A 24,823-nucleotide genomic window follows, 5' to 3' on the forward strand; every position below is an offset into this window, starting at 1 on the left:
AATAGGACGCTCTCTTGCAGAGTATAACTTGCGAATCATTCATGTCTGACATTCCCGCTGGCGCATCTCCGCGAACCTGCTGTAAAAGCCCCGTCTTGTAGTGGGCGGACCGAAGCCGTACGACTCGGACACCGCGTCTCATTGCCAAGAGTGGGAGTAACCAGATTCCATGAGCAAGGCCTTCATTGCAGGTGTCCTGCAAGACTCCATCGAGTGCACGGGTGTCGCCGCCAACCAGGCCGCCAGTGACCTCATCGCGGCCATCGTGCGCGAGCTGAAGAAGGAAGGCGGCTTTACCCTGCCATCATTCGGTACTTTCACCGTGCGCAAGACCAAGGCGCGCAAGGCGCTCAACCCGCGCACCGGCGATCCGGTCAAGGTAAAGGCCGGCAAGACGGTCCGTTTCAAGGCAAGCCCGAACCTCAAAAAGGCGGTTTAGGCCTGAAGGCCGCGAAGGCCGGAGGCAGGCTTTGGCCTTTCTGCATCCGGTTAGCCCTTCGGTAACCACGATCTGCAAGCATGGCGCCGCCACTGAGGAAAGCCGTTATGCTGCCCCCTGCAAGCCTGGCCGCCGCTAGCCCGGGCTCGGGAAGGGCGCCGCCTACCAGCGAGGACGTCGTGCGTGCCAAGCAGGCGCTCGCGCAGGCGCAGGCCCGCGTCGATGCCGACCGCCGCGCGCACAGCCCGGATTGCGTTGCCTACGACCAGAAGGGGGTGGACAAGGCCGCCTCCGAACTCGCCGGCGCACGATCGAGTGCAGCCTCGAATGGCGGACTGTCGCTGGTTGTTTGACGCTTCGGAGCCGGATGCGTCTATGGCTTGATGGCACGGGTCGCGAAAGTCGTCGGCATGCTGCGCGAGCGTCGGGATGGTTCGAGATCGGTATCCTCAAAGAAGTGGGTCAGCATGAAGCCGGCGCGGAGCTGGCCGCCGATCTGCGTCTCCAGGGAATGGCTGAATTCCACGATATGGTCGCGCGCGACGAGTCGGTCGAGTTCATCCGCCGGCAGGTCGCGACTGTCGGCGTAGGGCAAGTCGAAACGCGCAAGCAGCTCGCCGCGCTCCTGGGCGTCGAGGTCGAAGAGATAGACGTGTGGGTTCATGAAGCCGGCCAGCAACGCGCCGCCGGGCCTGAGCACGCGGAAGCATTCACGCCAGACCGGCTCGATTTCGGGCGCAAAGCAATTCGAGACCGGATGGAACACGAGGTCGAAGCTGCCGTCCGCAAAGCAGCCCAGATCGTGCATGAAACCTATCTGGGTCGTAAGCGTCAGGCCGTCGCGCGCTGCCACCATGGCATCCTGGGCAAGCTGTTTTGGCGAGGCATCAAAAACGCTGACGTTGGCGCCGGCGGCCGAAAGCACCGGGCCCTGCTGCCCGCCACCGGAGGCCAGGCAAAGGATGTCCTTGCCGGTGACCTCGCCGAACCAGTCGCGGGGCGCCAGCTTGTTCGGGGTGAGAATGAGGGCCCAGTCACCGCTGCGCGCACGCGCAATCAAATCCGGGGAGACCGGACGGGTCCAGACGTTGTTCTCGTCGACAAGGCGGTTCCAGCCGTCCCGGTTTAATCCGCCGATATCGTCCATGCTGTTCCGGCCCCAGGTATGGCTGGGGCGGGAGGATTCGAACCTCCGCGTGGCGGAATCAAAATCCGCTGCCTTACCGCTTGGCTACGCCCCAATGACGCGGTGATGGTGATAGGGCGTCACGCGCCGCTTCGGCAAGCCCCGCTGGATTCGTCGGAATGCTCTGTTCAGATCTCGGGCGGCAATTCGGCTTCAGCGACGAACGTCTCGCCGAGCGGTTCGTCAGCGGCCGCGGGTGCTGCCGGCGTGCTGCCGAGGAAGCGTCCGAACGATTCCGCCCGGTCCAGCGCGCGGTCGAGGGCTGCCATGGTGCCGGAGAGATCGGCGCTGTCGTCGCGTTCCCAGGCGCGCAGGGCCTGCATCCAGACGCCGAAGACACCGGCGACCCGAAGCGCGCCGGCGATACCCGTGGTATCGAGGCCAGCGGTCTGCGCCATCCAGCGCATGCTGGTCTGGGCCTGTGCCGCCAGCATCAAGGCCAAAGCCGGGTCTAGAGGCAGTGCGCGCAAAACCGTTCGCAGGCCGGCGCGGTACTGCTGCAGCACGTCGAAGCGGCGCATCAGCACGTCGAACAGCTTCTCGCGCGTGCTGCCGGTGCCGGCGTCCACCGCGAGTGCGGCCTGGTCGGCGAGCAGTCCCACGCGAGCCAGCAGGAAAGCCGGGGCGGGATATCGGGTCCGCGCCCGGTCGAGTGGCAGTCCGGCCTCGCGCGCCGCGTCGGTCACGGTCACCCGCCGCCATCCCAGCGCCTCGGCCTGGGTCATCGCCGTGCGCAGAAGGGTGGAATCGAATTCGGCATCGTCCATGTGTCGGTGTCCCGGTGAAACTCGATTCCTTAGCGCGCGAGCGTGCGCGAGCGTTGCGTGGCAGCCTCGATTGCCGCGCGTATGGCGCTGGGCCAGGCCTCCGGCTGCATCAGCACCGCAAGCGCCTGTTCCGTGGTACCGCCGGGGCTGGTGACGGCGCGGCGCAGCACCGCGGCGTCCATCTCCGGCGAGGCGTCCAGCAACGCGCCGGCGCCGCTCACCGTGCGTCGCGCCAGCGTCCGGGCGAGTGCTGCCGGCAGTCCCTGTTCGCGGCCGGCCTGCTCGAGCAGTTCGGCCAGCAGGAACACATAGGCCGGACCGCTGCCCGAGAGCGCGGTGACCGGGTCGAGCAGAGCCTCGTCCTCGACCCACTCCGTCGTTCCGACAGAGTCGAGCAGCCTTCCTGCGAGGGCGCGCTGGCTTGGCCGCACGTGCCGGCCGGCGCAGGCCACGGTAATCCCCTGGCCGATCGCCGCTGGCGTGTTCGGCATTGCGCGTACGATCGCGCAGCCGTCGGGCAGGAATGCGGCGAGGTTCGCCAGGGTGCATCCCGCCATGATCGACAGCACCAGGGTGTTGGCGGCCAAAGGGGCGATTGCGGCCAGTGCCGCGTCCGCCCGCTGCGGCTTGACCGCCAGCACGATCGCGGCAGGGCGGAAATCCTCCGGCACGAAGGCTGCGTCCGCCACCTGGCGATGCGGCATCGACATCGCCGTCGGCGCGGGATCCAGTACGAACGACGGAGACAGTCCCTGCGCCTGCCAGCCATGCAGCAGCGCCGATCCCATACGGCCGCAACCAACCAGCAGGACCGGCGGGATGACCCCATCCGCCATCAGGCTTCGCCGACGCACTCCAGCATCGCCGCCTCGAGCGCCTCGGTCGGCGTCTTGCCGCCCCATAGAACAAACTGGAAGGCGGGGTAGAAGCGCTCGCACTCGGTGATGGCGATATCGACCATGTCCTCGAGGCTTTCCGCCGAGGCGCCGGGGGCGCCGCGCAGCAGCACAGAATGCCGGAACAACGGCATGCCATCCTCGGGATCCATGCCGAAATGACCGATCCACAGACGCTCATTGGCCAGCGCCAGCAGCTCGAACAAGGCGCGGCGCTGCTGCGCGGGCACCTTGAGGTCGAAGGCGCAGGTGAAATGCATGGCGCTGATCTCCCGTGACCACGAGAAATACAGGCCGTAGTCGCACCATTTGCCTGGCGCCTCGGCAGCCATTTCGGTGTCCGTGCGGCGGTCGAAGGCCCACTCGTAGCCGCCCACGATCTGTTCCATCAGGTCGAGCGGGTTGGCCGCGTGGGCCTGGGTTTCGGTCGACAAAGCAGGCATGCGGGGCTCCCCGAGTCTGGAGGACGGCCCGGCATGCACCGGGCCCCTACGTCTGCATTCAGGCAGGGTGCTACCAGCCAGCGACGACTCCGGCGCTGGCTGGGCGCGCCCGCCCAGGGGAGATACCCCTTTACACAGCCTATGGATGCAGAGCGCCGACTGCAAGCTGCATCAAAGCGGCGTCGGCGGCTCGTCTGATAAAGTGGGGGGACCACCCGGGGCACCGTGGGCGGCATGCGGGTCGTGGTCGGACTCGGCGTCGGCATGCGGCTGCAGTTTGGCGAATCTCACCTCCAGGGCAGCGAGCCTGACCTCCGACTGTTCGAGCCCGGCACGCGCGGAAGCGGCGAGTTCGGCGACAACATCGAACTCCTCGCGTCGCACCAGGGACAGCTTGGCAATCGCTTCGTCCACTCTGGCGCGAACCAGGGCGGTGACCTCCTCGCCGATCCCGGCTAGGGCCGAGAAGGCGCCACCGGCCACACCCGCGATGTCGTCGAAGAACTTTGCTCTCTCTGCCATGACACGACGCTCCCTGCGAACACACCCTATATCGTGCCTGCCGAGGCGCCTGCCAATCGTCCGTTGCGGGCTTTTGCAACGCTGGCCAACAAGGCTGCGAGTCTTTAATGCCGTGGGCCATGATCCTGGTCACCGGCGGCGCCGGCTTCATCGGGTCCTGCCTGCTTGCGGCCCTTACGGCGCGCGGTCAGCGGACCATTATCGTCGACTGGCTCGGCTCGGGAGAGAAATGGCGCAACATCGCCCGCCACCCGCCGGAGCAGATTGTCGCCCCCGAGGCGCTCGACGATTATCTGCGCGACGGCCCCCGGCTTGAGGCGGTGGTGCATCTCGGGGCGATCAGCGAAACCGTCGCCCGCGACGGCGACCGCACCTGGCACACCAATGTCGAGCTGTCGCGCCGGCTATGGCTATGGTGCGCGGCACACGGCGCGCGCTTCCTCTATGCCTCGTCGGCGGCCACCTATGGCGCGGCCGAGGGGCCGGACGGCTTCAGCGACGATCCCGCCCGGCTCGCCTCGCTGCGGCCGCTGAACCTGTATGGCTTCACCAAGCACGCGTTCGACTTGTGGGTCGCGGCCACGGTCGCGCGCGGCGAACCCGCACCCAGCCAGTGGGTCGGATTGAAGTTCTTCAACGTCTATGGCCCGAACGAGCTGCACAAGGGCAGCATGGTCTCGGTGGTCAAGGTCAAGTACGACGAGGTGGCGCGCGGCGACACGCCGCGTCTGTTCCGCTCTGACCGAACTGGCCTTGCCGACGGCGCCCAGGCGCGCGACTTCATCTGGGTCGGCGATGTCGTCGACGTGCTGCTCTGGCTGCTCGACGAACCGCGGGTCAGCGGCCTGTTCAATTGCGGCACCGGTGTCGCACGCAGCTATCTCGACCTCGCGCACGCCGTCTGCGACGCCGCGGGGGCGGCGCATGCCGTGGACTTCATGGACATGCCCGAGGCGCTACGCGGCCAATACCAATCCTTTACCCAGGCTGACATGACCCGGCTGCGTGCGGCGGGTTACGGGCGGCAATTCACCGCGCTGGAGGCTGGTGTGGCGCGCTACGTGCAGGAGCATCTGCTGCGCGGCGAGCCGCATCTCTGAGACCACCTGACGGAGTTTCCCAAGCCTGATGCTGCCCGTCCTGGTGTTCCCCGACTTCAACCCGGTGCTGCTGCATTTCGGGCCGGTCTCGATTCGTTGGTACGCACTCGCCTATATCGTGGGATTGGTCCTCGGCTGGCGGCTGATGCGCCGGCTGGTGCTGTGGAAGCCGGTCGCGGGCACGCCGCTCGAGGTCGATGACTTCCTCACCTGGGCGACGCTCGGCGTCGTGCTCGGCGGCCGCATCGGCTATGTGCTGTTCTACCAGCCGGACCTCTATGCCGCGCATCCGCTGGCGGCACTAGAGGTCTGGCATGGCGGCATGAGCTTTCATGGCGGCATGCTCGGCGTGATCCTGGCTGTGGTGCTGTTCGCATGGAAACGTCGCCTGCGGCTGCTGCTGTTTGCCGACCGGCTCTGCACCGTGGTGCCGATCGGCCTCGGGCTCGGCCGGGTCGCGAACTTCATCAATGGCGAGCTCTGGGGTCGGCCGGCGCCGCACTGGTGGCCCTGGGCGATGATCTATCCGCGCGTCGACAACGTCCCCCGCTTCCCGTCCGAGATCTACCAGGCACTGCTGGAGGGGCTGTTGCTGTTCTGTGTCATGATCACCGCCGCCCGCCGCCCGGAAGCGCGGTCGCGGCCGGGCTTCCTCTCCGGCCTGTTCCTGGCCGGCTACGCCGTCGCCCGAATCACGGGCGAGTGCTTCCGCCAGCCCGACGCCTTTCTCGGCTATCTCGCCTTTGGGGTGACCATGGGACAAATCCTGTCGCTGCCGATGCTGGTGGTGGGAATTGGTCTGATGCTGAACGCCCGGGCGCGGCCGGCGGTGCCTTCGTGAGGCTCGACCGGTTCATGGCGGAGGCCAACGCTGCCTACTACGCCCAGCGCGATCCGTTCGCCGATTTCACCACGTCGCCGGAGATCTCCCAGGTGTTCGGCGAAATTCTCGGTGCCTGGGTGGCGGTGGTATGGCGCGCGATGGGTGCTCCGGCGCGGCTGATCCTGGCCGAGGCCGGCCCCGGACGCGGCACGTTGATGGCTGACGCGCTGCGGCTGCTCGGACGCATGGCGCCGGACTGCATGGCCGCCGTGCGGCTACACCTGATCGAGACCTCGCCGCGGCTGCGTGCGGCACAGCGCGCAGCCCTCGCGGGCGCGGCCCCGACCTGGCACGACCGCTTGGACACACTGCCGGACGGGCCGCTGATCCTGCTCGCCAACGAGTTCCTCGACGCGCTGCCGATCCGGCAGTTCCGGCACGCGCCCGAGGGCTGGCAGGAGCGGCATGTCGAGGCCGGGGCGAGCTGCTGGGACGCCGTCCCCGCACTGTGCGCGGCCCCGGTCGGCAGCTTCATGGCGCGCTGCGAGCCGGCGCGCGCGTTCATCACATCCCTGGCGCGTCGACTGATGTCGCAAGGTGGTGCGGCGCTGCTGCTCGATTACGGCTCGGAGCAGGCCGGCACCGGCGACACGCTGCAGGCGCTCAAGGACGGCGCACCCTGCGATCCGTTCGGCGCTGCGGGCGAGGCCGATCTCACCGCGCATGTCGATTTCGCGGCAGTGGCCGAGGCCGCGCGCGGGGTGCGCGTGTATGGACCGGTGCCGCAGGGGCGCTTCCTCGGCGACCTTGGCCTGTTCGCGCGCACCGAGCGTCTTGCCCGATCGCTACCGCCCGAGGCAGCGGCCGCTCTCGGCGACGCCGCCCACCGGCTCGCGCACCCCGACCGCATGGGGGCGCTGTTCAAGGCGATGGCGCTCTGCCATCCCGACCTCCCCGAACCCCCCGGCTTCGCTGTTTGATGAGTGTCCCGTTCCTCGCCAGCCCGCTGCTCGCCGGCATCCCGCACGGGTTCTTCACGCGTGCCGGCGGGGTGTCGCGTGGTCCGTTCGAAAGCCTGAACTGCAGCGTCACCTCCGGCGACGATCCGGTGCATTTGCGTGAAAACCGTGTCCGCGTCGCCACCGCGATCGGGGTCGCGCCAGCCCGGCTGCTCGGCCTGAGCCAGGTGCACGGCACCACCTGCGTGCATGTCGAGGCGTCCTGGGCGACCGGGCCGCGCGCCGACGCGATGGTGACCCGCACGCCGGGCCTCGCACTCGGCATCATCACCGCGGATTGCGCGCCGGTGCTGCTGGCCGATCCGGGGCGCGGCCCCGGGGAGAGCATCGTGGCGGCGGTGCATGCCGGCTGGCGCGGCGCCGTGGCCGGGGTGTTGGAGGCCACCGTCGAGCGCATGCAGGCGCTCGGTGCCGCGCGCTCGTCGCTGCGCGCGGTGATCGGCCCGTGCATCGCGCAGGCCTCCTACGAGGTTGGCGAGGATTTGCGCTGCGCCGTACTCGGCGTCGGCATCGTCGCCGCGGAGCCGTTCTTCGCCCCCGGACGGCGGGCCGGCCACCACCAGTTCGACCTGCCGGGCTATTGCACGGCCAGGCTGCATGGCTGTGGCGTCGAACAGGTCGAAGCACTCGGCTGCGACACCCTCTCCGACCCGCGCCGCTTCTTCAGCCATCGCCGGCGGACCTTGGCGGGCGGCGGTCCGATCGGCCACCAGATATCGGTGATCGCATGTCCCTGAGAGCGCGCATTACTCTCGCCGGGATGCTCGCGCTGAGCGCCTGCGGCACCCTGCCGCATCCGTTCGAGGGTCATCCCGGTGCTGCCGGCAGGCGCCTCGCGGTGCCGCCGCCGGCGCGTCTTGCGGTGCCGACGCCGACCGCGGCATTGCTCGGCCCCCCGGGTGCGGCACTACTCGCGCATGACCTCTCCGCTGCCCTGCTCGCTCAGGAAGTGCCGGCGATGGCTGTGCCGGCAAAACGCGGCGACTGGCAATTGCGCATCGCAACCGAAAGGAGCCGCGGCATGGTGACGCCGCGTTACAGCGTGCTGAGCCCGTCCGGCGAGATCCGTGGCACCGTCGAGGGTCTGCCTTTGTCCGCCGCCGCCTGGCAGGCCGGCGATGCCGCGACGCTCGATCGCGCCGCCAACGACGCCGGCCCGAAGCTCGCGAGCCTGCTCACCGGCATCGAGGCGGCGCAGATGCAATCGGACCCGCACAGCCTGATGAACCGTCCGGCGAAAATCTATTTCAGCGGTGTCAGCGGCGCGCCCGGCGACGGCAATATTTCGCTGGCCCGGCAGATGGCAGTCTCATTGCCGGACGGCGGGGACGTCATCCAGAACACCCGGCACGGCGCCGATTTCACCCTGCACGGCAAGGTTACGCTCACGCATCTCGATCGGCGCACCGATCATGTCGAGATCGTCTGGACGGTGGACCGGGCGTCCGGCGCCGAGGCTGGCAAGGTCGCCCAGCTCAACGACATCCCGGCGCATACGCTCGACACCTATTGGGGGGACGTCGCGATCGTGGTCGCGCACGAGGCGGCCGGCGGCATCCGCCAGGTGATCACCAATAACTCCGGCCGCGCCAACAAGCCGCCCGCAACGCCGGTCTCGGTGACAGCCACGCCACGGATTGCTAGGAAGACCCGATGAAGATCGTTGCCTGCAACAGCAACCGCCCCCTCGCCGAGGCGGTCGCGGCAAACCTCAACCTGCCGCTGTGCCGGGCGGTCGTGCGCCGTTTCGCCGACATGGAGATCTTCGTCGAAATCCAGGAGAACGTCCGCGGCGAGGACGTGTTCGTGGTGCAAAGCACCTGCTTTCCCACCAACGACAACCTGATGGAACTGCTGATCATGCTGGATGCGCTGCGGCGCGGTTCGGCCCGTCGCATCACCGCGGTGATCCCGTATTTCGGCTATGCCAGGCAGGACCGAAAGTCCGGTCCGCGCACCCCGATCAGCGCCAAGCTGGTGGCCAACCTGATCGTCGAGTCCGGCGCCAACCGGGTGCTCACGCTGGATTTGCATGCCGGCCAGATCCAGGGCTTCTTTGACATTCCCGTGGACAACCTGTTTGCCGCTCCTTTGTTCACCCGCGACATCAACGAGCGCCACGCCGCGCGCGACCTGATGATCGTCTCGCCCGATGTCGGCGGCGTGGTGCGGGCGCGACAGCTCGCCAAGCGCCTGAACACCGATCTCGCCATCATCGACAAGCGGCGCGAGCGCGCCGGCGTGTCGGAGGTGATGAACGTCATCGGTGACGTGTCCGGCCGGCACTGCATCCTGATCGACGACATCATCGATAGTGGAGGGTCGCTGTGCAACGCCGCCACCGCTTTGATCGAACAGAAGGCGAGCTCGGTCAGCGCCTATGTCACGCACGGCGTGCTCAGCGGCGGCGCCGTCGCCCGTGTGGATGACTCGCCGATCGAAATGCTGGCCATTACCGACAGTATCCTCGCCACCGAGGCGGTCGAGCGCAGCGCCAACGTGCGCCAGATCAGCATCGCCCGCCTGCTGGCCGAGGCGATGCGGGCGATCTCCGACGAGAGCTCGGTGAGCTCGTTGTTCGATTGATGCGCCCCACCCTCGATTCGCGTCCGTTCTGGTATCTCCGGCACGGCGAAACCGACTGGAACGCGCGCGGCCTGTCGCAGGGCCGCTCCGAGATACCGCTCAACCAGACCGGCATCGCCCAGGCCGAGCGCGCGGCCGCGGTGCTCGCCGCGCGCGCCGACAGCTTCGCGCCTATCGCGCGCATCGTCTCCTCGCCGCTGGGCCGGGCGCTGCGGACGGCCGAGATCGTCGAGGCGGCGATGGTCCGCGGCGGCCATCAGCGCCTGCCGCTCGCGATCGATTCGGATTTGCAGGAGGTCTGCTTCGGCGTGCAAGAGGGCGAGCCGATGGGCGACTGGTATGATAGCTGGATTGCCGGCGACTACACGCCGGAGGGTGCCGAAGTGTTCGCGGACCTGATGGCGCGTGCGGCCGCCGCGATCAACCGTTCCACCGCGGGCGAGGGCACGGTGCTCGTTGTCTGTCATGGTGCGATGTTCCGGGCCTTGCGCGCGGTCATGGGGCTGCCGGCCAACGTGCGGCTGTCCAACGCAATCCCGCTCTGGCTAGAGCCGGGAGGCGACGCGCTCGCTCCCTGGCGGCTGACCGAGGTCTCGTCGTGATCGTCTGGGCGGGATAACCTTGCGCCGCACAGCCGGATTGGCTAAATCGCCGCTGCGCGCCGAAACCCTCGGGCCGGCACCCCTGGAGGCTGGCATGCGCATCTCGGGAGAGTGTTGTGACGAATTTTACGACGATTGAAGCGTCGATGCGTGCGAGGGCTGGTAAGGGGGCAGCGCGCGCAACGAGGCGGGACGGGCTGGTCCCGGGGGTCATTTATGGCGCCAAGCAGGAGCCGAGCCTGATCGCGCTAGACCCGCGCATTGTGATGCGTGAGCTGACTCGGTCCGGTTGGCGCTCGCGACTCTACGAGATCGCCACCGACGGCGCCTCACCGGCACGCGCGCTGATGCGCGAGATACAGCTGCATCCGGTGAGCGACCGCCCGATCCATGTTGATTTCCAGCGGCTTGCCGCTGGCGAGCGGATCAAGGTCGCGGTCCAGGTGGTGTTCACCGGCGAGGAGAGCTCGATCGGGCTAAAGCGCGGCGGCGTGCTCAACGTCGTGCGCCACGCGGTCGAGGTGAATGTCGACCCTGACCACATCCCTGAGCGTTTCGAGGTCGATCTCTCGCCGCTCGACATCAACGACAACGTGCGCTGGTCCGACATCCGCAACACCGAGCACACGAGCCCGGTGATCACCGACCGCGACTTCGTTATCGCGACCGTGGCCGCGCCCACCGTCGTGGCCGATCCCGAAGCTGATGCCGCCGCCGCCGCCGCCGCACCGGCCGCCCCGGCGAAGGGAGCGGCGCCTGCGAAGGCGGCGCCCGCCAAGGCAGTACCGGCGAAGGCCGCTCCCGCCAAGGCAGCACCTGCCAAGCCTGCCAAGAAGTAGCGTACCCCCATGCTGCTCTGGGTCGGGCTCGGCAATCCCGAGCCCGGCATGGCCGGGCAGCGTCACAATATCGGCTTCATGGCAATCGACGCGATCGCGCGCCGTCATGCGTTCTCCCCCTGGCGCCGCCGCTTCAAGGGCGAGGCGGCGGAGGGCATGATCGGCGCCGAGCGAGTCCTTGCCCTCAAGCCGCTCACCTACATGAACGAGTCTGGATCGTCGGTGCAGTCGGCGGCGTCGTTCTATAAGCTCGCCCCGGACTCCATTACCGCGCTGCACGACGAACTCGATCTCGCGCCGGGCAAGGTACGGGTCAAGCGCGGCGGCGGCGCTGCCGGCCATAACGGGCTGCGCAGCATGGACCGCGTTCTGGGCACCCAGGATTACTGGCGGGTTCGCCTCGGCATTGGTCATCCCGGCAATAAGGAGCGGGTGCTCGGTCACGTCCTGGGCGATTTCGCCAAGACCGACCAGGGCTGGCTCGCAGCACTGCTGGACGCCGTGGCTGAGGGATCGCCGATGCTTGCGGACGGCCAGCCGGAGGCGTTCATGACCCGTGTGGCACTTCGAATAAGCGAGGGGAAAGGCTGATGGGGTTCAATTGCGGCATCGTCGGTCTGCCGAACGTCGGCAAGTCCACCTTGTTCAATGCCCTGACCGCGACCGCCGCGGCGCAGGCGGCGAACTATCCGTTTTGCACCATTGAGCCGAATGTCGGCCGCGTCGCGGTGCCCGATCCGCGATTGGCGCCGCTCGCGGCGATCGCGAAATCGCAGAAAATCGTGCCGACCAGCCTCGAATTCGTCGACATCGCGGGTCTGGTGCGCGGTGCCTCGCGCGGCGAAGGGCTCGGTAACCAGTTCCTCGCCAATATCCGTGAGGTCGATGCCGTCATCCACGTGCTGCGCTGCTTCGAGGACCCGGATGTCACCCATGTCGAGGGCTCGATCGACCCGGTCCGCGACGCCGACACCGTTGAGACCGAACTGATGCTCGCCGACATGGACAGCCTCGAGCGGCGCCTGCTACCGCTGCAGAAGAAGGCGAAAAATCATGACCGCGAGGCCCTGGCCGCTGTCGCGTTGATGGAGCCGATCCTGGAGGCACTTCGCGCGGGCCACCCGGCACGCACCGCGATTACCCCCGGCCATGAGGAAGCGGTGCGCCGGTTGCAGCTCATGACCAGCAAGCCGGTGCTCTATGTCTGTAATGTCGAGGAGAGTGCTGCCGCCGACGGTAATGCCCAGTCGCGCCGCGTGGCCGACAAGGCAGCCATCGAGGGGGCCGGATGCGTCGTGGTCTCGGCGGCGATCGAGGCAGAGGTCAGCCAGCTCGCCGAAGCCGATCGTCGCGACTTTCTCGAGGGCCTCGGCCTGTCCGATAGCGGCCTCGACCGGGTCATCGCCGCCGGCTACCGCCTGCTCAACCTATGCACCTATTTCACCTGTGGCCCGAAGGAGACGCGCGCCTGGACCATCGGCACCGGCACAAGGGCGCCGCAGGCGGCCGCCGTCATCCATAATGATTTTGAGCGCGGTTTTATCGCCTGCGAAACGATCGCATTCGAGGACTACGTTGCCTGCAAGGGCGAACACGGCGCCCGGGAGGCCGGCCGGATGCGCATCGAGGGGCGCGAGTATGTTGTTCGCGACGGCGACGTTCTTCTGTTCCGCTTCAACGTCTGAGTCTTGCGCGGGACGCACCGTTTACTTATCATTACGAACTCTCGGGTAGGGTTCAACGACAGCAATCGTTGAATTCGAACCCGTCATGCAAATCGGCGCCTTCCTGGAACGAGCCCGTCAGTCATGGTCCGCGCGCGCGGCCGACATGCTCGCGGTCCTTGTTGTCGTGTTGGCGGCAGGCCTGGTCAATTGCGGCACTGCCTCGGCGCAGCATTTGCCGTTGCAGATTTTCGATGCACAATCCGGTCTCACGAACCTCTCGATAGAGGCTATCGCGCAGGACCGTACCGGCTTTATGTACGTCGGCACCGAGGCCGGTGTGTTCCGTTACGACGGCGTACGTTTCGCCCACATGGGCCGTGCCGAAGGGCTCCCCAGAGCCGGCGATGTCCAGGAGATCCTGCCCGCGCCTGGTGGGCGGATCTGGGTGGTGTTTGCCGACCGGGTCTTCCTGGCTGCCGGTGGCGGCGAGACGATGTCCGTCGCCGTTCCGGGGCTGCCGCAGGACTTGCCGTCGCATCGCGCCGACATCATCGACGGCGATCTGCTGTTGGTCCGCGGCGATCGCCTGCTGCGTATCCACGCCGGCGCGAGCGGGTCTTTGTCGACCACCGTCATGCTGGTACAAACGCAAGCACCGCTCGACAGCGTTCACGTTGATCACCGCACCACCTGGCTTGATTGCGGCACCGCCCTCTGCCGGCTTACGCAAGGCCGTCTGATCCCGCTTGATCCGGCCTTAGGACTGCCGCCCGACCGTTGGACCGCGTTGTTGCGCGACCAAACCGGCACGCTTTGGCTGCGCAGCGCCAACCGGATCGCCTCTCTGCCAACGAGAGGCACCCGCTTCAAGGTCATCGACGTTCCCGGTGGTCCTGGGCGTTACGGCAGCGACGCCGGACGGCTCGATCTTGCCCTGGATGCCGTAGGCGACGTAGTGACCCAGGGCGCGCACGGCCTGCTGGTGCACCAGCACGGCGCCTGGACGGTCTACGACCATGCCGGACGCTTCTCCTATGGCGAAGTCACGGCCATGCTCCGCGACCAGGAAGGGTCGCTGTGGCTCGGCAGCAAGGCACGTGGCGTGGCACGCGCAATCGGCCTCGGTACGTTCGAGGACTGGAACCGGGCAAGTGGGCTGTCGGACGATGTTGTGTGGGGCGCCGCCCGTGACGGCGCCGGTACCCTATGGGCCACGACCGATCTTGCGGTCGATCCGGTCGTGGACCGCACGGGGGCATCACTGGTGGTATCAACCGCCCAGGTCGGTGCCCATGCCGGCAACGTGGCCGCCACCAAAGCCGTGGCCGAGTCCGTAACAGCAAGCCCGCAGCCGCTGCCGTTTCAGGCTTATGCGATGGCAACGTCGCCACGCGGTCAGCTTTGGGTCGGCGTGCAGGATGGCGAACTGATCCGGCGCGATCCCTATAGCGGCCAAAGTGTATCGATGGGCAAGCTCCCGCCGATCCGCAACATGCTTGCAGACCCTTCCGGTCCGATCTGGGTTGGCACCCGTCATGGCCTGGTGCGCATCGATCGACCCGACGACGCAACTCCAGCACTGGTTCCCGACCTGGGCTCATCCGACGAACCGGTGTTCGCCATGACTCTTGATACGACAGGCGATCTATGGGTGCTGACCAGAAAGACGCTGTTCCACCGCGATGTGCGGCATGTCTGGCAGGCGGTCATGCAAACCGACCCGCTCGGTGGCTACCAGACACACGAGATGGCCTTCGCACGCGACGGCACACTCTGGCTCGGCAGCTTCATCACCGGCATCACCCGCCTGCATCTCGACCACGATCGTGTCGTCTCGGAGGATCACCTGCCGTCGATTCATTTGGCGTCCCAGGAAGTGGAGATACTGCATTGCGACCCGGCCGGCCGGATGTGGGTCGGCACCGATCAGGGCATCGATGTCACCGACGGCACGAGCTGGCGTCATCTTGACCAACAGGACGGCATGCCCGGCCAGGATGTCGATGAAGGCGCCGTGTTCATCGACCATGACGGCTCGCCCTGGTTCGGCACCGCCGGTGGCCTGACGCACCTTCTCAATCCGGAACAGGTCCTGCGCCAGCAACGCGGCGGTCCTCGCCCGGTCATTACTGGAGTCAGTGTCGGTGATGTCAGGCTGCCCTTCGCTACAGTGCGCAGCGGCACGATCCATTTGCACTGGTCCGACGATCCGCTGGTCATCGGCTTCTCGTCGCTCGCGTTCGGGTTGAGCCAGTCCGTCCATTTCCGCTACCGGCTGCGCGGCGTCGATCGCGGCTGGGTCGAGACCGACGCGCGTGAGGCGCGGTATCCAAGCCCACCGCCCGGCAAGCTGGTGTTCGAAGTCATGGCGGTAGACCCGCTGCACAGGCTGGTCTCCGCGCCGGTGCGCCTGATTATCAAGCTGCAGGCACCCTGGTGGCGCACCTGGGCGGCCTATCTGGCTCTCGCAGCACTTGGTGCCGCGGCACTGGCGGCAATCTGGCAACTGCGCGTGCGCTACCTGCTGGCGCGCCAGCATCAGCTCGAAGTGCTGGTCGAGGAACGGACCCGCGAGATCGAGCAGGCACGCGTTATCCTGTTCAAGCAGGCAACGTCAGACTCGCTGACCGGGCTGGCGAACCGCAGCGCCATCCTCGATCGGCTGCAGGAGGCGCTCGTGGACGCGGAGCGCACAGGGTCCCCGCTTGCCGTGGCGCTGCTCGATCTCGATCATTTCAAGCGTGTCAACGATGTCTTTGGCCATCTCGCTGGCGATGCGGTGCTGCGGGAGGTCGGTGCGCGGCTCGATGCGGGCATGCGCGACCGCGATCATGCCGGGCGTTACGGCGGCGAGGAACTGCTGCTGGTGCTGCCCGGCTTGCGGCCGCGTAGCTACGAGCGCCTGCGCGGGCTGCTCGCCGCGGTATTCACCGAACCGTTTGCTCTGGAACAGACCACCATCCGCATGACCGCAAGCATGGGCGTTACCTGGGTTCTGCCCGGCGACGACCTCACCGCCATGATCCGCCGCGCCGACGCCGCCCTCTACGCCGCCAAACGCAGCGGCCGAGACCGCTTCGTCTGCGACCCGCCGCAGACCTAGGGCGGATATATTTGCCCGCTTATCAGTGTCTCTAGTCCTCTGAACCAAACGCCAGAATCCATTTGTCGGCCGGATTGTGCGATTTGCTGTGTATGGCACCGACTGTCAGTCCCGTCGTCAACGCCGCAGACCGCGCGTTTGGCCGCTGTCCTGGAAGATCAAAACCGGCGGTACAAGCACGTTCAGCTGGCCACAATCATTCTTTTGTCAATGGAGCGGCCGAGATAAGGCTTTGCGGACATGCGTGATATTCTCGAGAGCTCCAGTAGATTCCTGTTTGGCCTAAGCTTCGAACAGAATTGTTGTTTCATTGCAATAGGGGTTTCATCGGTGAGATTGTCGCAGGGCTTTTTTTCTTGTAGGGTAATCCTGGTTCTGCCGTGGCCTATTGCTCGCGTCTTCGGTTCACGCTTATCGCATTGCTGACCTTTTGGGGCGGCCTTGCACGCGGTGAAGAGGATCCGCCCTACTCGGCATTAGTGCCACCTGCGCCGCTGCATGAACAGGTACTCCACCTGGCGGGCGATCCGGAGAGGCCGGTGGACCTGGTGGTGACGCTCTACACGCCGACCGGTCCCGGGCCATTTCCGCTCGCAGTGATGAATCACGGCAGCAGTGGCAACGCCACGCAGCGAGCGGCGATGCCGCGCAACCGCTTCACGATGGCGGCCTATTATTTCCTGTCCCGTGGCTACGCCGTGGCACTGCCGATGATGCGCGGCTTTGCGGGATCCGGGGGCAGGATGCGCCGCTACGGCTGCGACCTCGACCGGCTCGCGATGGATAATGGCCGCGATATCGATGCGGTCATCAATGATCTGTCCCACGATCCCCGTCTGGATACCACGCGGGTTGTGGTCGCGGGGCAGAGCTTCGGCGGTTGGAACACACTTGGCCTGGGGGCATTGCAGCCGCATCATGTACGCGGCCTGATCGACTTCGTTGGAGGAGTCGAATATTCGCCGTGCAGCGATACCGGAGCGGGCGCCAGTGGACTGGTGCAGTCCGCCGGCCGCCTTGGCGACTACACGCGGGTGCCGAGCATCTGGTTCTACGGCGAGAACGACAGCCTGTTCGGCCCCGACATCTGGCGTCCCATGCATGCCGCCTACGTACGCGGGGGCGCGGACGCCGAACTGGTCGATGTTGGCCGGTTCATGGAAGACTCACATCAGATGCTCAGCCGCCCGGAAGCGATCCAACTCTGGGCGCCGAAGCTGGATGCATTCCTGACCAGGATCGGCATGCCCGGTCGCGAGATCCTGCCGAGATACATGCCGCGGTCCTGGCCCGCGCCCACGCATTTCGCCGCCGCCGTAGAGGATGTGGCGGCGGTGCCTTGGGTCAGCACGGCGTCGCGACAGGCCTATCGCAGGTTCCTCACAATGCGCCGGCCGCGCGTCTTCATGATCGCACCGGGTGGGCAGTCCGCGTCGGCTCAGGGTGGCTTCGATCCGCTGTCACGCGCCTTCGACCTATGCCGGAAAGCCGGGTTGGCCTGCATGCCCTATGCGATCGACGATGAAGTGGTGTTCATGGCGCCACCGCACGCAATCCGTCCCGCTGCCACCGGCTTCGCCGCCATCGACAACGTAGCCGCTGTGCCGTGGCTGAACGAAAAAGGCCGCGACGCCTACCGCAACTATCTGGCCCATCCAAAGCCCAAGGCGTTCGTGCTCGGAATGGTGGGCGAGAACGTCGCGACGTTCGGGGGAGCCGATCCGCTGACGCGCGCGATGACCATCTGCGCCAATGCGCGGCTGGTGTGCCGCCCTTACGCGGTCGATGACGATGTGGTCTGGGTGCCGCCGCCCAAACGAGTCATACACGCGACCGGTTACGCGGCTCTCGCCGATGTCGCTGCGGTGCCGTGGGCGAGCGCGGTCAGCCGGGAGCTTTACCGGCGGTTCCTGAAGTTGCCACTGCCGCGCGCCTTCGCGGTGGCGAAGACGGGCCAGGCCGTTGCCGCTCGGGGAGGCTACGATCCGCTTGACCGGGCGCTGCAGCGGTGTCGCGAGGCCGGCCTGACCTGCCGCGCCTATGCCGTCGACAACAGCGTGGTCTGGCGGATATCGGCCAGTAGGTAGCGTCCCACGGCATGCGGCTGCCATAGAGTATGGCATCAATCCTGGTTGCGAGCTCGTGCCCGATGAAGCCCCCGCGCTGAGTTCTACCAGGAACAGACCCCAGGCGTGCGCCCCAGAGACTCACTGGGTGAGACAATCCGGGTAGAACTTGAATAGGCAGAGCAACGGCTTCGGTTTGGCCGGCATGACGGAAAACTTCTACGGCAGCGCTCGGGGCTTGATAGGTGACCGCGGCCGCCGACGGTAAGACGGGGCCGAGACCATCGCCGCGATCGAGGCGGCGTTACACATTGTCTCCAGATCGCCTGTTGATGTGCTCCTGCGTGCCACCGACGCCGGCGGGCGCTACGCAGACCGGCAAGCGGCTCTTCAATCGCGTCCGCTTCACCTGCGGCATCGACTGGAATGACGTCCTGAGAGCAGGAAGGTGAAAGACCGCGCCGGCGCTATTCCCGTGGTCTACATGGTACTGCTCCGGGTGCTCAGAGTAGTGGTCATGCCCTGCCTGCTGGCGGTGCTTCTTGCGCAGGCGCTCTGACGTCGGGTCGGCTTCTGGTCGGGCTGGGCTTCTTAACCGAAGGCAGACCTCCCTGGCACGAGTCAGGTCGGCCAGGCTCTGAGCGACGTCTTGACTACGTTGTAGAGGGCCTCGCGGCTGGTGCCAGATGCGGCCATGACCGCCATGCCTTGGATGAGTGCGACGACGAAGGCGGCGAGTGCCGCGGGATCGGCCTCCGGTGGCAGGTCGCCCTCCTCTCGCGCCCGCTGCAGCCGACAGCTCAACGCCGACTCCTTCGCGTCGCGGATCGCGGCCAGGGTACGCCGGATCGGTTCCGCCGCATCCGAGCAGACGATCGCGCCGTTGGTGGCAAGGCATCCGGCGGGATGGGCGCAATCGGTTTGCGCGTCGGCGGCTCCGTAGAGCATCCGTTCGGCCACGGCGCGAGCTGTGGGCTCCAGGAGTGCCCGCTCGCTGAAGGCCATACAGGTGTTCTGGTATTGCTCAAGCACCCGGCGGAACAGGTCCTCCTTGTTGCCGAAGGTTGCATATAGGCTGGGACGGGTAATACCCATCGCGTCGGTGAGGTCGGTCAGCGAGGCTCCCTCGAAGCCTTTGCTCCGAAACACGTCCAGTGCTGCAAGCAGTGCCGTGTCCGGGTCGAATTCCCTGTGCCGTCCCATTTGCTTCGAATCTCCCTCGCCGTCTTTCAAGCGCGCTTTCACAGATGGGACGCTTGACTTAGCTCGTCCAACTTACCATACCGATCGATAATATACCGGTCGATATGCTAACTCCCTTAGAGATGTGGTGGCGATGTTGCAATCAGAAGCCGAGTTGCACGGTGCGGCGGAACAGGCACGGACCGAGCGGCAGCGGGCGCCCGGCTCACGGCGCAAGCCTCTGCTCGCCGCGGCCGTCCTCTTTGTGGTGATCGCAGCGGCGGTCGGAGGTATCGTGCTGCTCGATCGCGACGGCTCCCGGCAAGCCGGGCCGGCTTCGTTGCCGCCAGCTGTGGTAACGGTCAGTCCGCCACTGCAACGCGTCATAGTGGATCATACCAGCTTCCTGGGCCAATTTTCCGCCATCGACCAGGTCGAGCTGCGGGCGCAAGTCGGCGGCACGCTCACCGCGATCGATTTCAAGGATGGGCAGATCGTCCACAAGGGTGACCTGCTGTTCGTCATCGACCCCCGCCCATATCAAATTCGCCTGGCGCAGGCGGAAGCCTCGGTGGCAACCGCTGCGGCGCGGCTGGCACTCGCCACCGCGGAATTGTGGCGCGCGCAACAGCTCAAGCGGGGCGAGTTTGGCACGGCCGAGACGGTCGACCAGCGTGTCGACGACCAGCGAGCAGCAGGGGCGGCGCTCGCCACGGCAAAGCAGTCGGTCGCCGACGCCCAGCTCGATCTCGGCTACTGCCAAGTCACCGCGCCCTTCACCGGACGCATCAGCAATCATCGCGTGTCCGTGGGCAGCCTGGTGAGCGGCAGCCGCGCCGGCACCAGTCCCACGACGCTGCTGACCACCTTGGTCTCGCTCGACCCGATCCATCTGGATTTTGACATAAGCGAGAACGACTTCGTCGCTTACGAGCGTGCCCGCTCCTCAGGCAAGGTTGGCAGGATGGTCAACTTCCGGCTCAGCGACGAAGACCGTGCCAACCGGCACGGCACGCTCGACTTTATCGACAACGTGGTGGATGCCGGCAGCGGCACCATTCATGCGCGCGCAACCGTCGCCAACAAGGACCTGTTCCTCGTCCCCGGCGAGTTCGCCCGCCTCAGCCTGGTCACTAGCGCTCCGCATGACGTGCTGCTGGTGCCCGATAAAGCGGTCATGCTCGATCAGTCGCAATCTCTCGTGCTGACGGTATCGGCGCAGGGCACGGTGGTGCCAAAGCCCGTCACCACCGGACCGCTCGCTCTCGGCTTGCGTGAAATCCTGGGCGGGCTCTCCCCTGAAGACCGGGTCATCATCGACGGGCTGATGCACGCGCGGCCGGGCACCAAGGTTGCACCCCAAACCGGCACCATCGTCGCGGCAAACGCGAGCTGACCGGGAGACGACCATGCGCTTCACCCATGTCTTCATCGACCGGCCAATCCTCGCCACCGTGTTCAGCACGTTCGTGACACTGATCGGCCTCGGCGCGCTGGCGGTCCTGCCGGTGGCCCAATATCCGGAGATCGTGCCGCCGACCGTGCAGATCACGACGACCTATCCCGGAGCGTCGGCGGAGACGGTCGCAAACACCGTGGCGACCCCGCTTGAGCAGGAGGTCAACGGCGTCGAGAACATGCTCTACATGGGCAGCCAATCGACCGGCGACGGCAAGCTTACCGTCACCGTCACCTTTCGTATCGGCACCGACCTCAACGTGGCCCAGATGCTGACCCAGAACCGGGTCGAGGACGCGCTGCCGCGGCTGCCCGACGATGTGCAGCGGCTCGGCGTCCAGGTCCGCAAGTCGACCCCCAACATCCTGCTGGCCGTGCACCTGATCTCGCCCGACAACACACGCGACGATCTCTATCTGTCGAACTATGCCACGCTGCACGTAAAGGACGCGCTGGCGCGTCTGCCTGGCGTCGGCGATGTGCAGTTGTTCGGATCGCGCGACTACGCGATGCGTATCTGGCTCGATCCGGACAAGATCGCGTCCTACCATCTCGACCCCGGCGAAGTGATCGCAGCCTTGCAAGCGCAAAACGTCCAGGTCTCCGCCGGCATTCTGGGCCAGCCGCCGACGACGTCGCACGAGGCATTCCAGCTCAGCGTGCAGACGCTCGGACGGCTGAAGACGCCGCAGCAGTTCGACAACATCGTGATCAAGTCCGACGGCCAGGGGCGCCTCACCCGGCTCCGCGATATCGGGCATGCCGAAATCGGCGCCGCGGACTACGGATCGACCGCCTACATGGATCGCGGTCCCGGACTGCCGCTGCTGATCTTTGCGCAGCCGGGCGCGAATTCGCTCGCGGTCGAGCACGAAGTCCTGTCGATGATGAAGTCCCTGTCCGCCGATTTCCCACCCGGATTGGGCTACCGGGTGATCTATGACCCGACGATCTTCGTTGCGAAATCGGTGCACGAGGTGATCCAGACGATCTTCGTCGCGATCCTGCTCGTGGTCGGCGTCGTCATCACGTTCCTGCAAACCTGGCGGGCGTCGCTGATCCCGGTGGTCGCAATCCCGGTCTCGCTCATCGGCACGTTCGCGGTCCTCGCCACTTTAGGCATTTCGCTCAACAACCTGTCGCTGTTCGGCCTCGTGCTGGCGGTCGGCATCGTTGTCGATGACGCCATCGTCGTGGTCGAGAACGTCGAACGCAATCTCCGTCTCGGCCTGCAGCCGAGGGAGGCGGCGCACAAGACCATGGACGAGGTCGGCGGCGCCCTGGTGGCGATCGCGCTCACCTTGTGCGCGGTGTTCGTTCCGACCGCGTTCCTCTCAGGCATCACCGGTCAGTTCTTCCGGCAATTCGCCGTCACGATCTCGGCGTCGACGGTGATCTCGTGCTTTGTCTCACTCACGTTGAGCCCGGCCCTCTGCGCGGTGCTGCTCAGGCCACATGAGGATCGCGGCACCAGACCGACGGCACTTCCGGCGCGCCTGCTGCACACGGGCTTTAAGGCGTTCAATACCGGCTTCGAGCGGCTGTCCGGCTCGTATGCCAGGCTGACGCGCCGCATGGTGAGAATGCTTGGCCTCGTGCTCGCGGTCTATGTCGGCTTGATCGGGCTAGCCGCCGTGCAGTTCTCCCGCGCGCCGACCGGCTTCATCCCCGAGCAGGATCAGGGTTACCTGATCACGGTGCTGCAGCTTCCGCCCGGGGCGGCACTCTCCAGGACCGAAGCCGTGGTGAAGCAGGCGGTCGGCATCATGCTTGCAACCAAGGGCGTGGAGCATGTGGCGCCCTTCGCCGGGCTGGATGCGACCACCTTCACCGTGGCCTCGAACGACGGCACCATCTTTTCCGGGCTCCCTTCGCTCTACAACCATTCGATGGCAGGGGTTTCGTCCGCATCGGTGCTCGCGGATCTCCGCCGTCGTCTTTCGGTCATCCAGGGAGCCTTCGTCCTGACGATCCCGCCGCCTCCGGTTCAGGGCTTGGGCACCGCGGGCGGGTTCAAGATGATGCTCGAGGATCGCGCGGGCCTTGGCTCCGAGGCGCTTGCCAAGGCGGCGGACACCCTCGTTGCCGCCGCCAACCGCGATCCCGACTTTGCCGGCGTATTCACGTTGTTCAGCACGAAAACGCCCTCGGTCTATGCCGACATCGATCGTGCCAGGGCAGAAAAACTCGGGCTTGCGCCGGCTGACGTGTTCAGTGCGTTGCAGGTCTATCTCGGCTCGCAATACGTCAACGACTTCAACTTCCTCGGCCGCACCTACGAGGTGATCGCCCAGGCTGATCATCGTTTCCGTCGGGATCCGAGCGACATCACCCGATTCAAGGTCCGCAACGCCTCGGGAGAGATGGTGCCGCTCGGCTCCGTCGCCCGCCTGCGCGAACGTACGGTGCCGTATCGCGTGCCACGATACGATCTGTTCCCGGCGGCCGAGATTATGGGTACAGCCGCCCCCGGCGTGGCCACCGGAACCGCGCTGCATCGCATGGAGGAGCTCGCACACCAGGTGCTGCCAGCCGGCATCGGCTTTGAATGGACCGATCTCGCCTTCCAGCAGGAGCAGCGCGGCACGCCGACATTGCTTATCTTCGCAGCCTCGGCGCTGTTCGTCTTCCTCGTGCTCGCAGCACTCTATGAGAGCTGGCGGCTGCCGCTCGCGGTCATCCTGATCGTGCCGATGTGCCTGCTTGCCTCCGTCAGCGGACTTCTCGCCCGCGGCATGCCAATCGACATTCTTGCCCAGATCGGCTTCGTGGTGCTCGTCGGTCTCGCCGCCAAGAACGCGATTCTGATCGTCGAATTCGCGCGACAGGCCGAGGACGAAGGAGCGGCACCCGACATGGCCGCGGTGCACGCCGCGCGCACGCGGCTGCGCCCGATCCTGATGACCTCGCTCGCCTTCATCATGGGCGTGGCCCCCCTCGCGGTCGCCACCGGAGCAGGCGCGGAGTTGCGGCAGTCGCTCGGCACGGCGGTGTTTTTTGGCATGCTCGGCGTGACCGCTTTCGGCCTGCTGTTCACGCCCGCCTTCTACACGATCGTGCGCCGGCATCGACGCAGCGTAGCTGAGCCGCAACGGACACGCGTAATTGCCGAACCGTAATTGGCAAGCGCCTGTCGCGCAGAGCACCAGGTTTGCGCGCGAGAACCGGGATGTCGTGTGAGGGACCAAAGATCGCCTCGCCGCGTCCGAACTGGTAGGCTTCGCCCGGTGCGAACGACAGCGGCATGAAGGCGGCGGCATGGCCGCATTCCCAGAACGCGCCCCGGTTGGCGTGTCGCGCTCGCCGATCAGCTCCCGTGTCGCCTGGCTGTTGCGGAAGGCGTGGATATATAGTCCGCCTCCCAGTCGGCCGGCCGGTCATCAAGGTTGGTCGGGTTGAGCGTCGGCTCGCGATAGGCGAAGTCGGGGTCGTGCGCCTGGAGATCCTTGAAGGTGGTCTGCGACGCGAACGACGGGACCGCGGCGGCGATGAAGCGCCCGTTCAGGACATCGTTCTGCGCCGACGCGATTGGCACGATCTATATGTCGGCGAAATGTCGGACGGCATCCGCGGCACTCATCATGATGCGGACATTCTCCAGCACCTGCGTTCGCGCGTTCTGAACGAACAGGTGCAGCAGGACCGCGGCCCCCGAGAACCCGACCAGGAAGGCGACGAGGATCGCCAAGTTGAACTTCGCTCTCAGACCCATGACGAATACTCCCTCGAATTGATCGCGCCGTGTGACTGAGTCGCACCGCGCTGCCGTCGGCGAGGCGGGCTTAGCCGAGACACGCGTCTTCACCACCCTGGGCGACGCCGCCAATGTCGCCTCGCGTATCGAGCGGCTGTGCAGGAATTACAGCTGCGAGGCGGTCAGCTCCGATGCGGTCCGGCGGGAGAGCGGCTCTGGCCCGGACCTGTTGCCGCGGCATGAGGTGGTCGTGCGCGGACGTGACGCGGCGAATCGCCTCTCTGCTCACCATTGGGTCGGATCGCCCGTCGCATCACGTCGCTAGCTGAAAACCATTCTTTCGTGTCTTACAGGGGCGAACGCGCTGTGCCGGAGGTCACATGTGACCTGGCCGTCGTTTCGTCATGTCCCATTGACGGACATGATCATGA

Annotated in this window: 25 protein-coding genes and 1 tRNA gene; 17 read left to right on the plus strand and 9 right to left on the minus strand. The window is 66.4% G+C overall.

The genetic code is table 11. From position 1 onward, the window contains the following. The first annotated feature begins 169 nt into the window (after positions 1 to 169). Together ACQY4K_RS12290 and ACQY4K_RS12295 are read left to right on the plus strand one after the other, a co-directional pair. A complete protein-coding gene (locus ACQY4K_RS12290) occupies positions 170 to 439 on the plus strand; it encodes an HU family DNA-binding protein (protein ID WP_428390496.1) in 270 nt (89 codons plus the stop codon). Positions 440 to 546: 107 nt separating this feature from the next. Then, positions 547 to 792: a hypothetical protein gene (locus ACQY4K_RS12295; protein ID WP_428390497.1), complete on the plus strand. Its 246-nt coding sequence runs from the start codon at positions 547 to 549 to the stop codon at positions 790 to 792. Positions 793 to 812: 20 nt separating this feature from the next. Here the strand turns inward: ACQY4K_RS12295 and ACQY4K_RS12300 are convergent, their stop codons facing one another. From ACQY4K_RS12300 to ACQY4K_RS12325, 6 genes are all read right to left on the minus strand, one after another. Continuing rightward, positions 813 to 1,586, minus strand: coding sequence for a class I SAM-dependent methyltransferase (locus ACQY4K_RS12300; RefSeq protein WP_428390498.1), 774 nt, complete (start codon positions 1,584 to 1,586; stop codon positions 813 to 815). Between the two features lie 19 nt (positions 1,587 to 1,605). Then, positions 1,606 to 1,680 (minus strand) — tRNA-Gln (locus ACQY4K_RS12305). Between the two features lie 73 nt (positions 1,681 to 1,753). Continuing rightward, positions 1,754 to 2,392, minus strand: coding sequence for a TetR family transcriptional regulator (locus ACQY4K_RS12310; protein WP_428390499.1), 639 nt, complete (start codon positions 2,390 to 2,392; stop codon positions 1,754 to 1,756). 29 nt (positions 2,393 to 2,421) lie between these two features. Beyond that, entirely contained in the window at positions 2,422 to 3,228 is an 807-nt protein-coding gene (gene proC, locus ACQY4K_RS12315; protein WP_428390500.1) for a pyrroline-5-carboxylate reductase, read from the minus strand. Beyond that, positions 3,228 to 3,731 (minus strand): YbjN domain-containing protein, encoded by a 504-nt coding sequence (locus ACQY4K_RS12320; protein ID WP_428390501.1) that lies wholly within the window; start codon positions 3,729 to 3,731, stop codon positions 3,228 to 3,230. The genes proC and ACQY4K_RS12320 overlap by 1 nt, the downstream gene beginning before the upstream one ends. 171 nt (positions 3,732 to 3,902) lie before the next feature. Further along, positions 3,903 to 4,253 carry an accessory factor UbiK family protein gene (locus tag ACQY4K_RS12325; protein WP_428390502.1) on the minus strand — a complete coding sequence of 117 codons (351 nt, stop codon included), beginning with the start codon at positions 4,251 to 4,253 and terminating at the stop codon, positions 3,903 to 3,905. 119 nt (positions 4,254 to 4,372) lie between these two features. Here ACQY4K_RS12325 and rfaD point away from each other — a divergent pair, with 119 nt between their 5' ends. The 12 genes from rfaD to ACQY4K_RS12385 all read left to right on the plus strand — a co-directional run bounded on the left by rfaD (position 4,373) and on the right by ACQY4K_RS12385 (position 18,079). After that, entirely contained in the window at positions 4,373 to 5,353 is a 981-nt protein-coding gene (gene rfaD / locus ACQY4K_RS12330) for an ADP-glyceromanno-heptose 6-epimerase (protein ID WP_428390503.1), read from the plus strand. A 28-nt stretch (positions 5,354 to 5,381) separates the two neighbouring features. Beyond that, positions 5,382 to 6,194 carry a prolipoprotein diacylglyceryl transferase gene (lgt, locus tag ACQY4K_RS12335; protein WP_428390504.1) on the plus strand — a complete coding sequence of 271 codons (813 nt, stop codon included), beginning with the start codon at positions 5,382 to 5,384 and terminating at the stop codon, positions 6,192 to 6,194. A gap of 14 nt (positions 6,195 to 6,208) precedes the next feature. Next, a complete protein-coding gene (locus ACQY4K_RS12340; protein WP_428390505.1) occupies positions 6,209 to 7,156 on the plus strand; it encodes a class I SAM-dependent methyltransferase in 948 nt (315 codons plus the stop codon). Further along, the gene (gene pgeF / locus ACQY4K_RS12345; protein WP_428390506.1) at positions 7,156 to 7,932 is read left to right on the plus strand and encodes a peptidoglycan editing factor PgeF; all 777 of its coding nucleotides are present in this window, start codon (positions 7,156 to 7,158) and stop codon (positions 7,930 to 7,932) included. Before ACQY4K_RS12340 ends, pgeF begins: the two co-directional genes overlap by 1 nt. After that, positions 7,923 to 8,852, plus strand: coding sequence for a hypothetical protein (locus tag ACQY4K_RS12350; protein WP_428390507.1), 930 nt, complete (start codon positions 7,923 to 7,925; stop codon positions 8,850 to 8,852). Before pgeF ends, ACQY4K_RS12350 begins: the two co-directional genes overlap by 10 nt. Then, a complete protein-coding gene (locus tag ACQY4K_RS12355; RefSeq protein WP_428390508.1) occupies positions 8,849 to 9,781 on the plus strand; it encodes a ribose-phosphate pyrophosphokinase in 933 nt (310 codons plus the stop codon). Before ACQY4K_RS12350 ends, ACQY4K_RS12355 begins: the two co-directional genes overlap by 4 nt. Next, positions 9,781 to 10,383 carry a histidine phosphatase family protein gene (locus ACQY4K_RS12360; protein WP_428390509.1) on the plus strand — a complete coding sequence of 201 codons (603 nt, stop codon included), beginning with the start codon at positions 9,781 to 9,783 and terminating at the stop codon, positions 10,381 to 10,383. The genes ACQY4K_RS12355 and ACQY4K_RS12360 overlap by 1 nt, the downstream gene beginning before the upstream one ends. Before the next feature lie 116 nt (positions 10,384 to 10,499). Continuing rightward, on the plus strand, positions 10,500 to 11,222 hold the full coding sequence (locus ACQY4K_RS12365) for a 50S ribosomal protein L25/general stress protein Ctc (protein WP_428390510.1): 723 nt from the start codon (positions 10,500 to 10,502) through the stop codon (positions 11,220 to 11,222). Between the two features lie 9 nt (positions 11,223 to 11,231). Then, positions 11,232 to 11,813 (plus strand): aminoacyl-tRNA hydrolase, encoded by a 582-nt coding sequence (gene pth / locus ACQY4K_RS12370; protein WP_428390511.1) that lies wholly within the window; start codon positions 11,232 to 11,234, stop codon positions 11,811 to 11,813. Then, entirely contained in the window at positions 11,813 to 12,907 is a 1,095-nt protein-coding gene (ychF, locus tag ACQY4K_RS12375; protein ID WP_428390512.1) for a redox-regulated ATPase YchF, read from the plus strand. Before pth ends, ychF begins: the two co-directional genes overlap by 1 nt. A gap of 85 nt (positions 12,908 to 12,992) precedes the next feature. Then, a complete protein-coding gene (locus ACQY4K_RS12380; protein WP_428390513.1) occupies positions 12,993 to 15,992 on the plus strand; it encodes a diguanylate cyclase domain-containing protein in 3,000 nt (999 codons plus the stop codon). A 539-nt stretch (positions 15,993 to 16,531) separates the two neighbouring features. Further along, positions 16,532 to 18,079, plus strand: a complete 1,548-nt coding sequence (locus ACQY4K_RS12385) for an alpha/beta hydrolase family protein (RefSeq protein ID WP_428390514.1) — start codon at positions 16,532 to 16,534, stop codon at positions 18,077 to 18,079. Between the two features lie 600 nt (positions 18,080 to 18,679). Here the strand turns inward: ACQY4K_RS12385 and ACQY4K_RS12390 are convergent. Beyond that, positions 18,680 to 19,261 (minus strand): TetR/AcrR family transcriptional regulator, encoded by a 582-nt coding sequence (locus ACQY4K_RS12390; RefSeq protein WP_428390515.1) that lies wholly within the window; start codon positions 19,259 to 19,261, stop codon positions 18,680 to 18,682. 133 nt (positions 19,262 to 19,394) lie between these two features. On the opposite strand from ACQY4K_RS12390, the gene ACQY4K_RS12395 reads away from it, so the two are divergent. Then, the gene (locus ACQY4K_RS12395) at positions 19,395 to 20,636 is read left to right on the plus strand and encodes an efflux RND transporter periplasmic adaptor subunit (RefSeq protein ID WP_428390516.1); all 1,242 of its coding nucleotides are present in this window, start codon (positions 19,395 to 19,397) and stop codon (positions 20,634 to 20,636) included. A gap of 13 nt (positions 20,637 to 20,649) precedes the next feature. Continuing rightward, positions 20,650 to 23,817, plus strand: coding sequence for an efflux RND transporter permease subunit (locus ACQY4K_RS12400; RefSeq protein ID WP_428390517.1), 3,168 nt, complete (start codon positions 20,650 to 20,652; stop codon positions 23,815 to 23,817). Positions 23,818 to 24,005: 188 nt separating this feature from the next. Here ACQY4K_RS12400 and ACQY4K_RS12405 read toward each other — a convergent pair whose 3' ends face one another. Further along, positions 24,006 to 24,233 carry a c-type heme family protein gene (locus ACQY4K_RS12405; protein WP_428390518.1) on the minus strand — a complete coding sequence of 76 codons (228 nt, stop codon included), beginning with the start codon at positions 24,231 to 24,233 and terminating at the stop codon, positions 24,006 to 24,008. Positions 24,234 to 24,236: 3 nt separating this feature from the next. Continuing rightward, positions 24,237 to 24,410, minus strand: coding sequence for a hypothetical protein (locus ACQY4K_RS12410; protein WP_428390519.1), 174 nt, complete (start codon positions 24,408 to 24,410; stop codon positions 24,237 to 24,239). A gap of 31 nt (positions 24,411 to 24,441) precedes the next feature. Between ACQY4K_RS12410 and ACQY4K_RS12415 the strand changes: the two genes are divergently transcribed. Then, positions 24,442 to 24,717, plus strand: coding sequence for a hypothetical protein (locus ACQY4K_RS12415; RefSeq protein WP_428390520.1), 276 nt, complete (start codon positions 24,442 to 24,444; stop codon positions 24,715 to 24,717). Positions 24,718 to 24,823: the final 106 nt, after the last annotated feature.

This window comes from Lichenicoccus sp., assembly GCF_965276875.1.
Classification (GTDB): Bacteria; Pseudomonadota; Alphaproteobacteria; order Acetobacterales; family Acetobacteraceae; genus Lichenicoccus.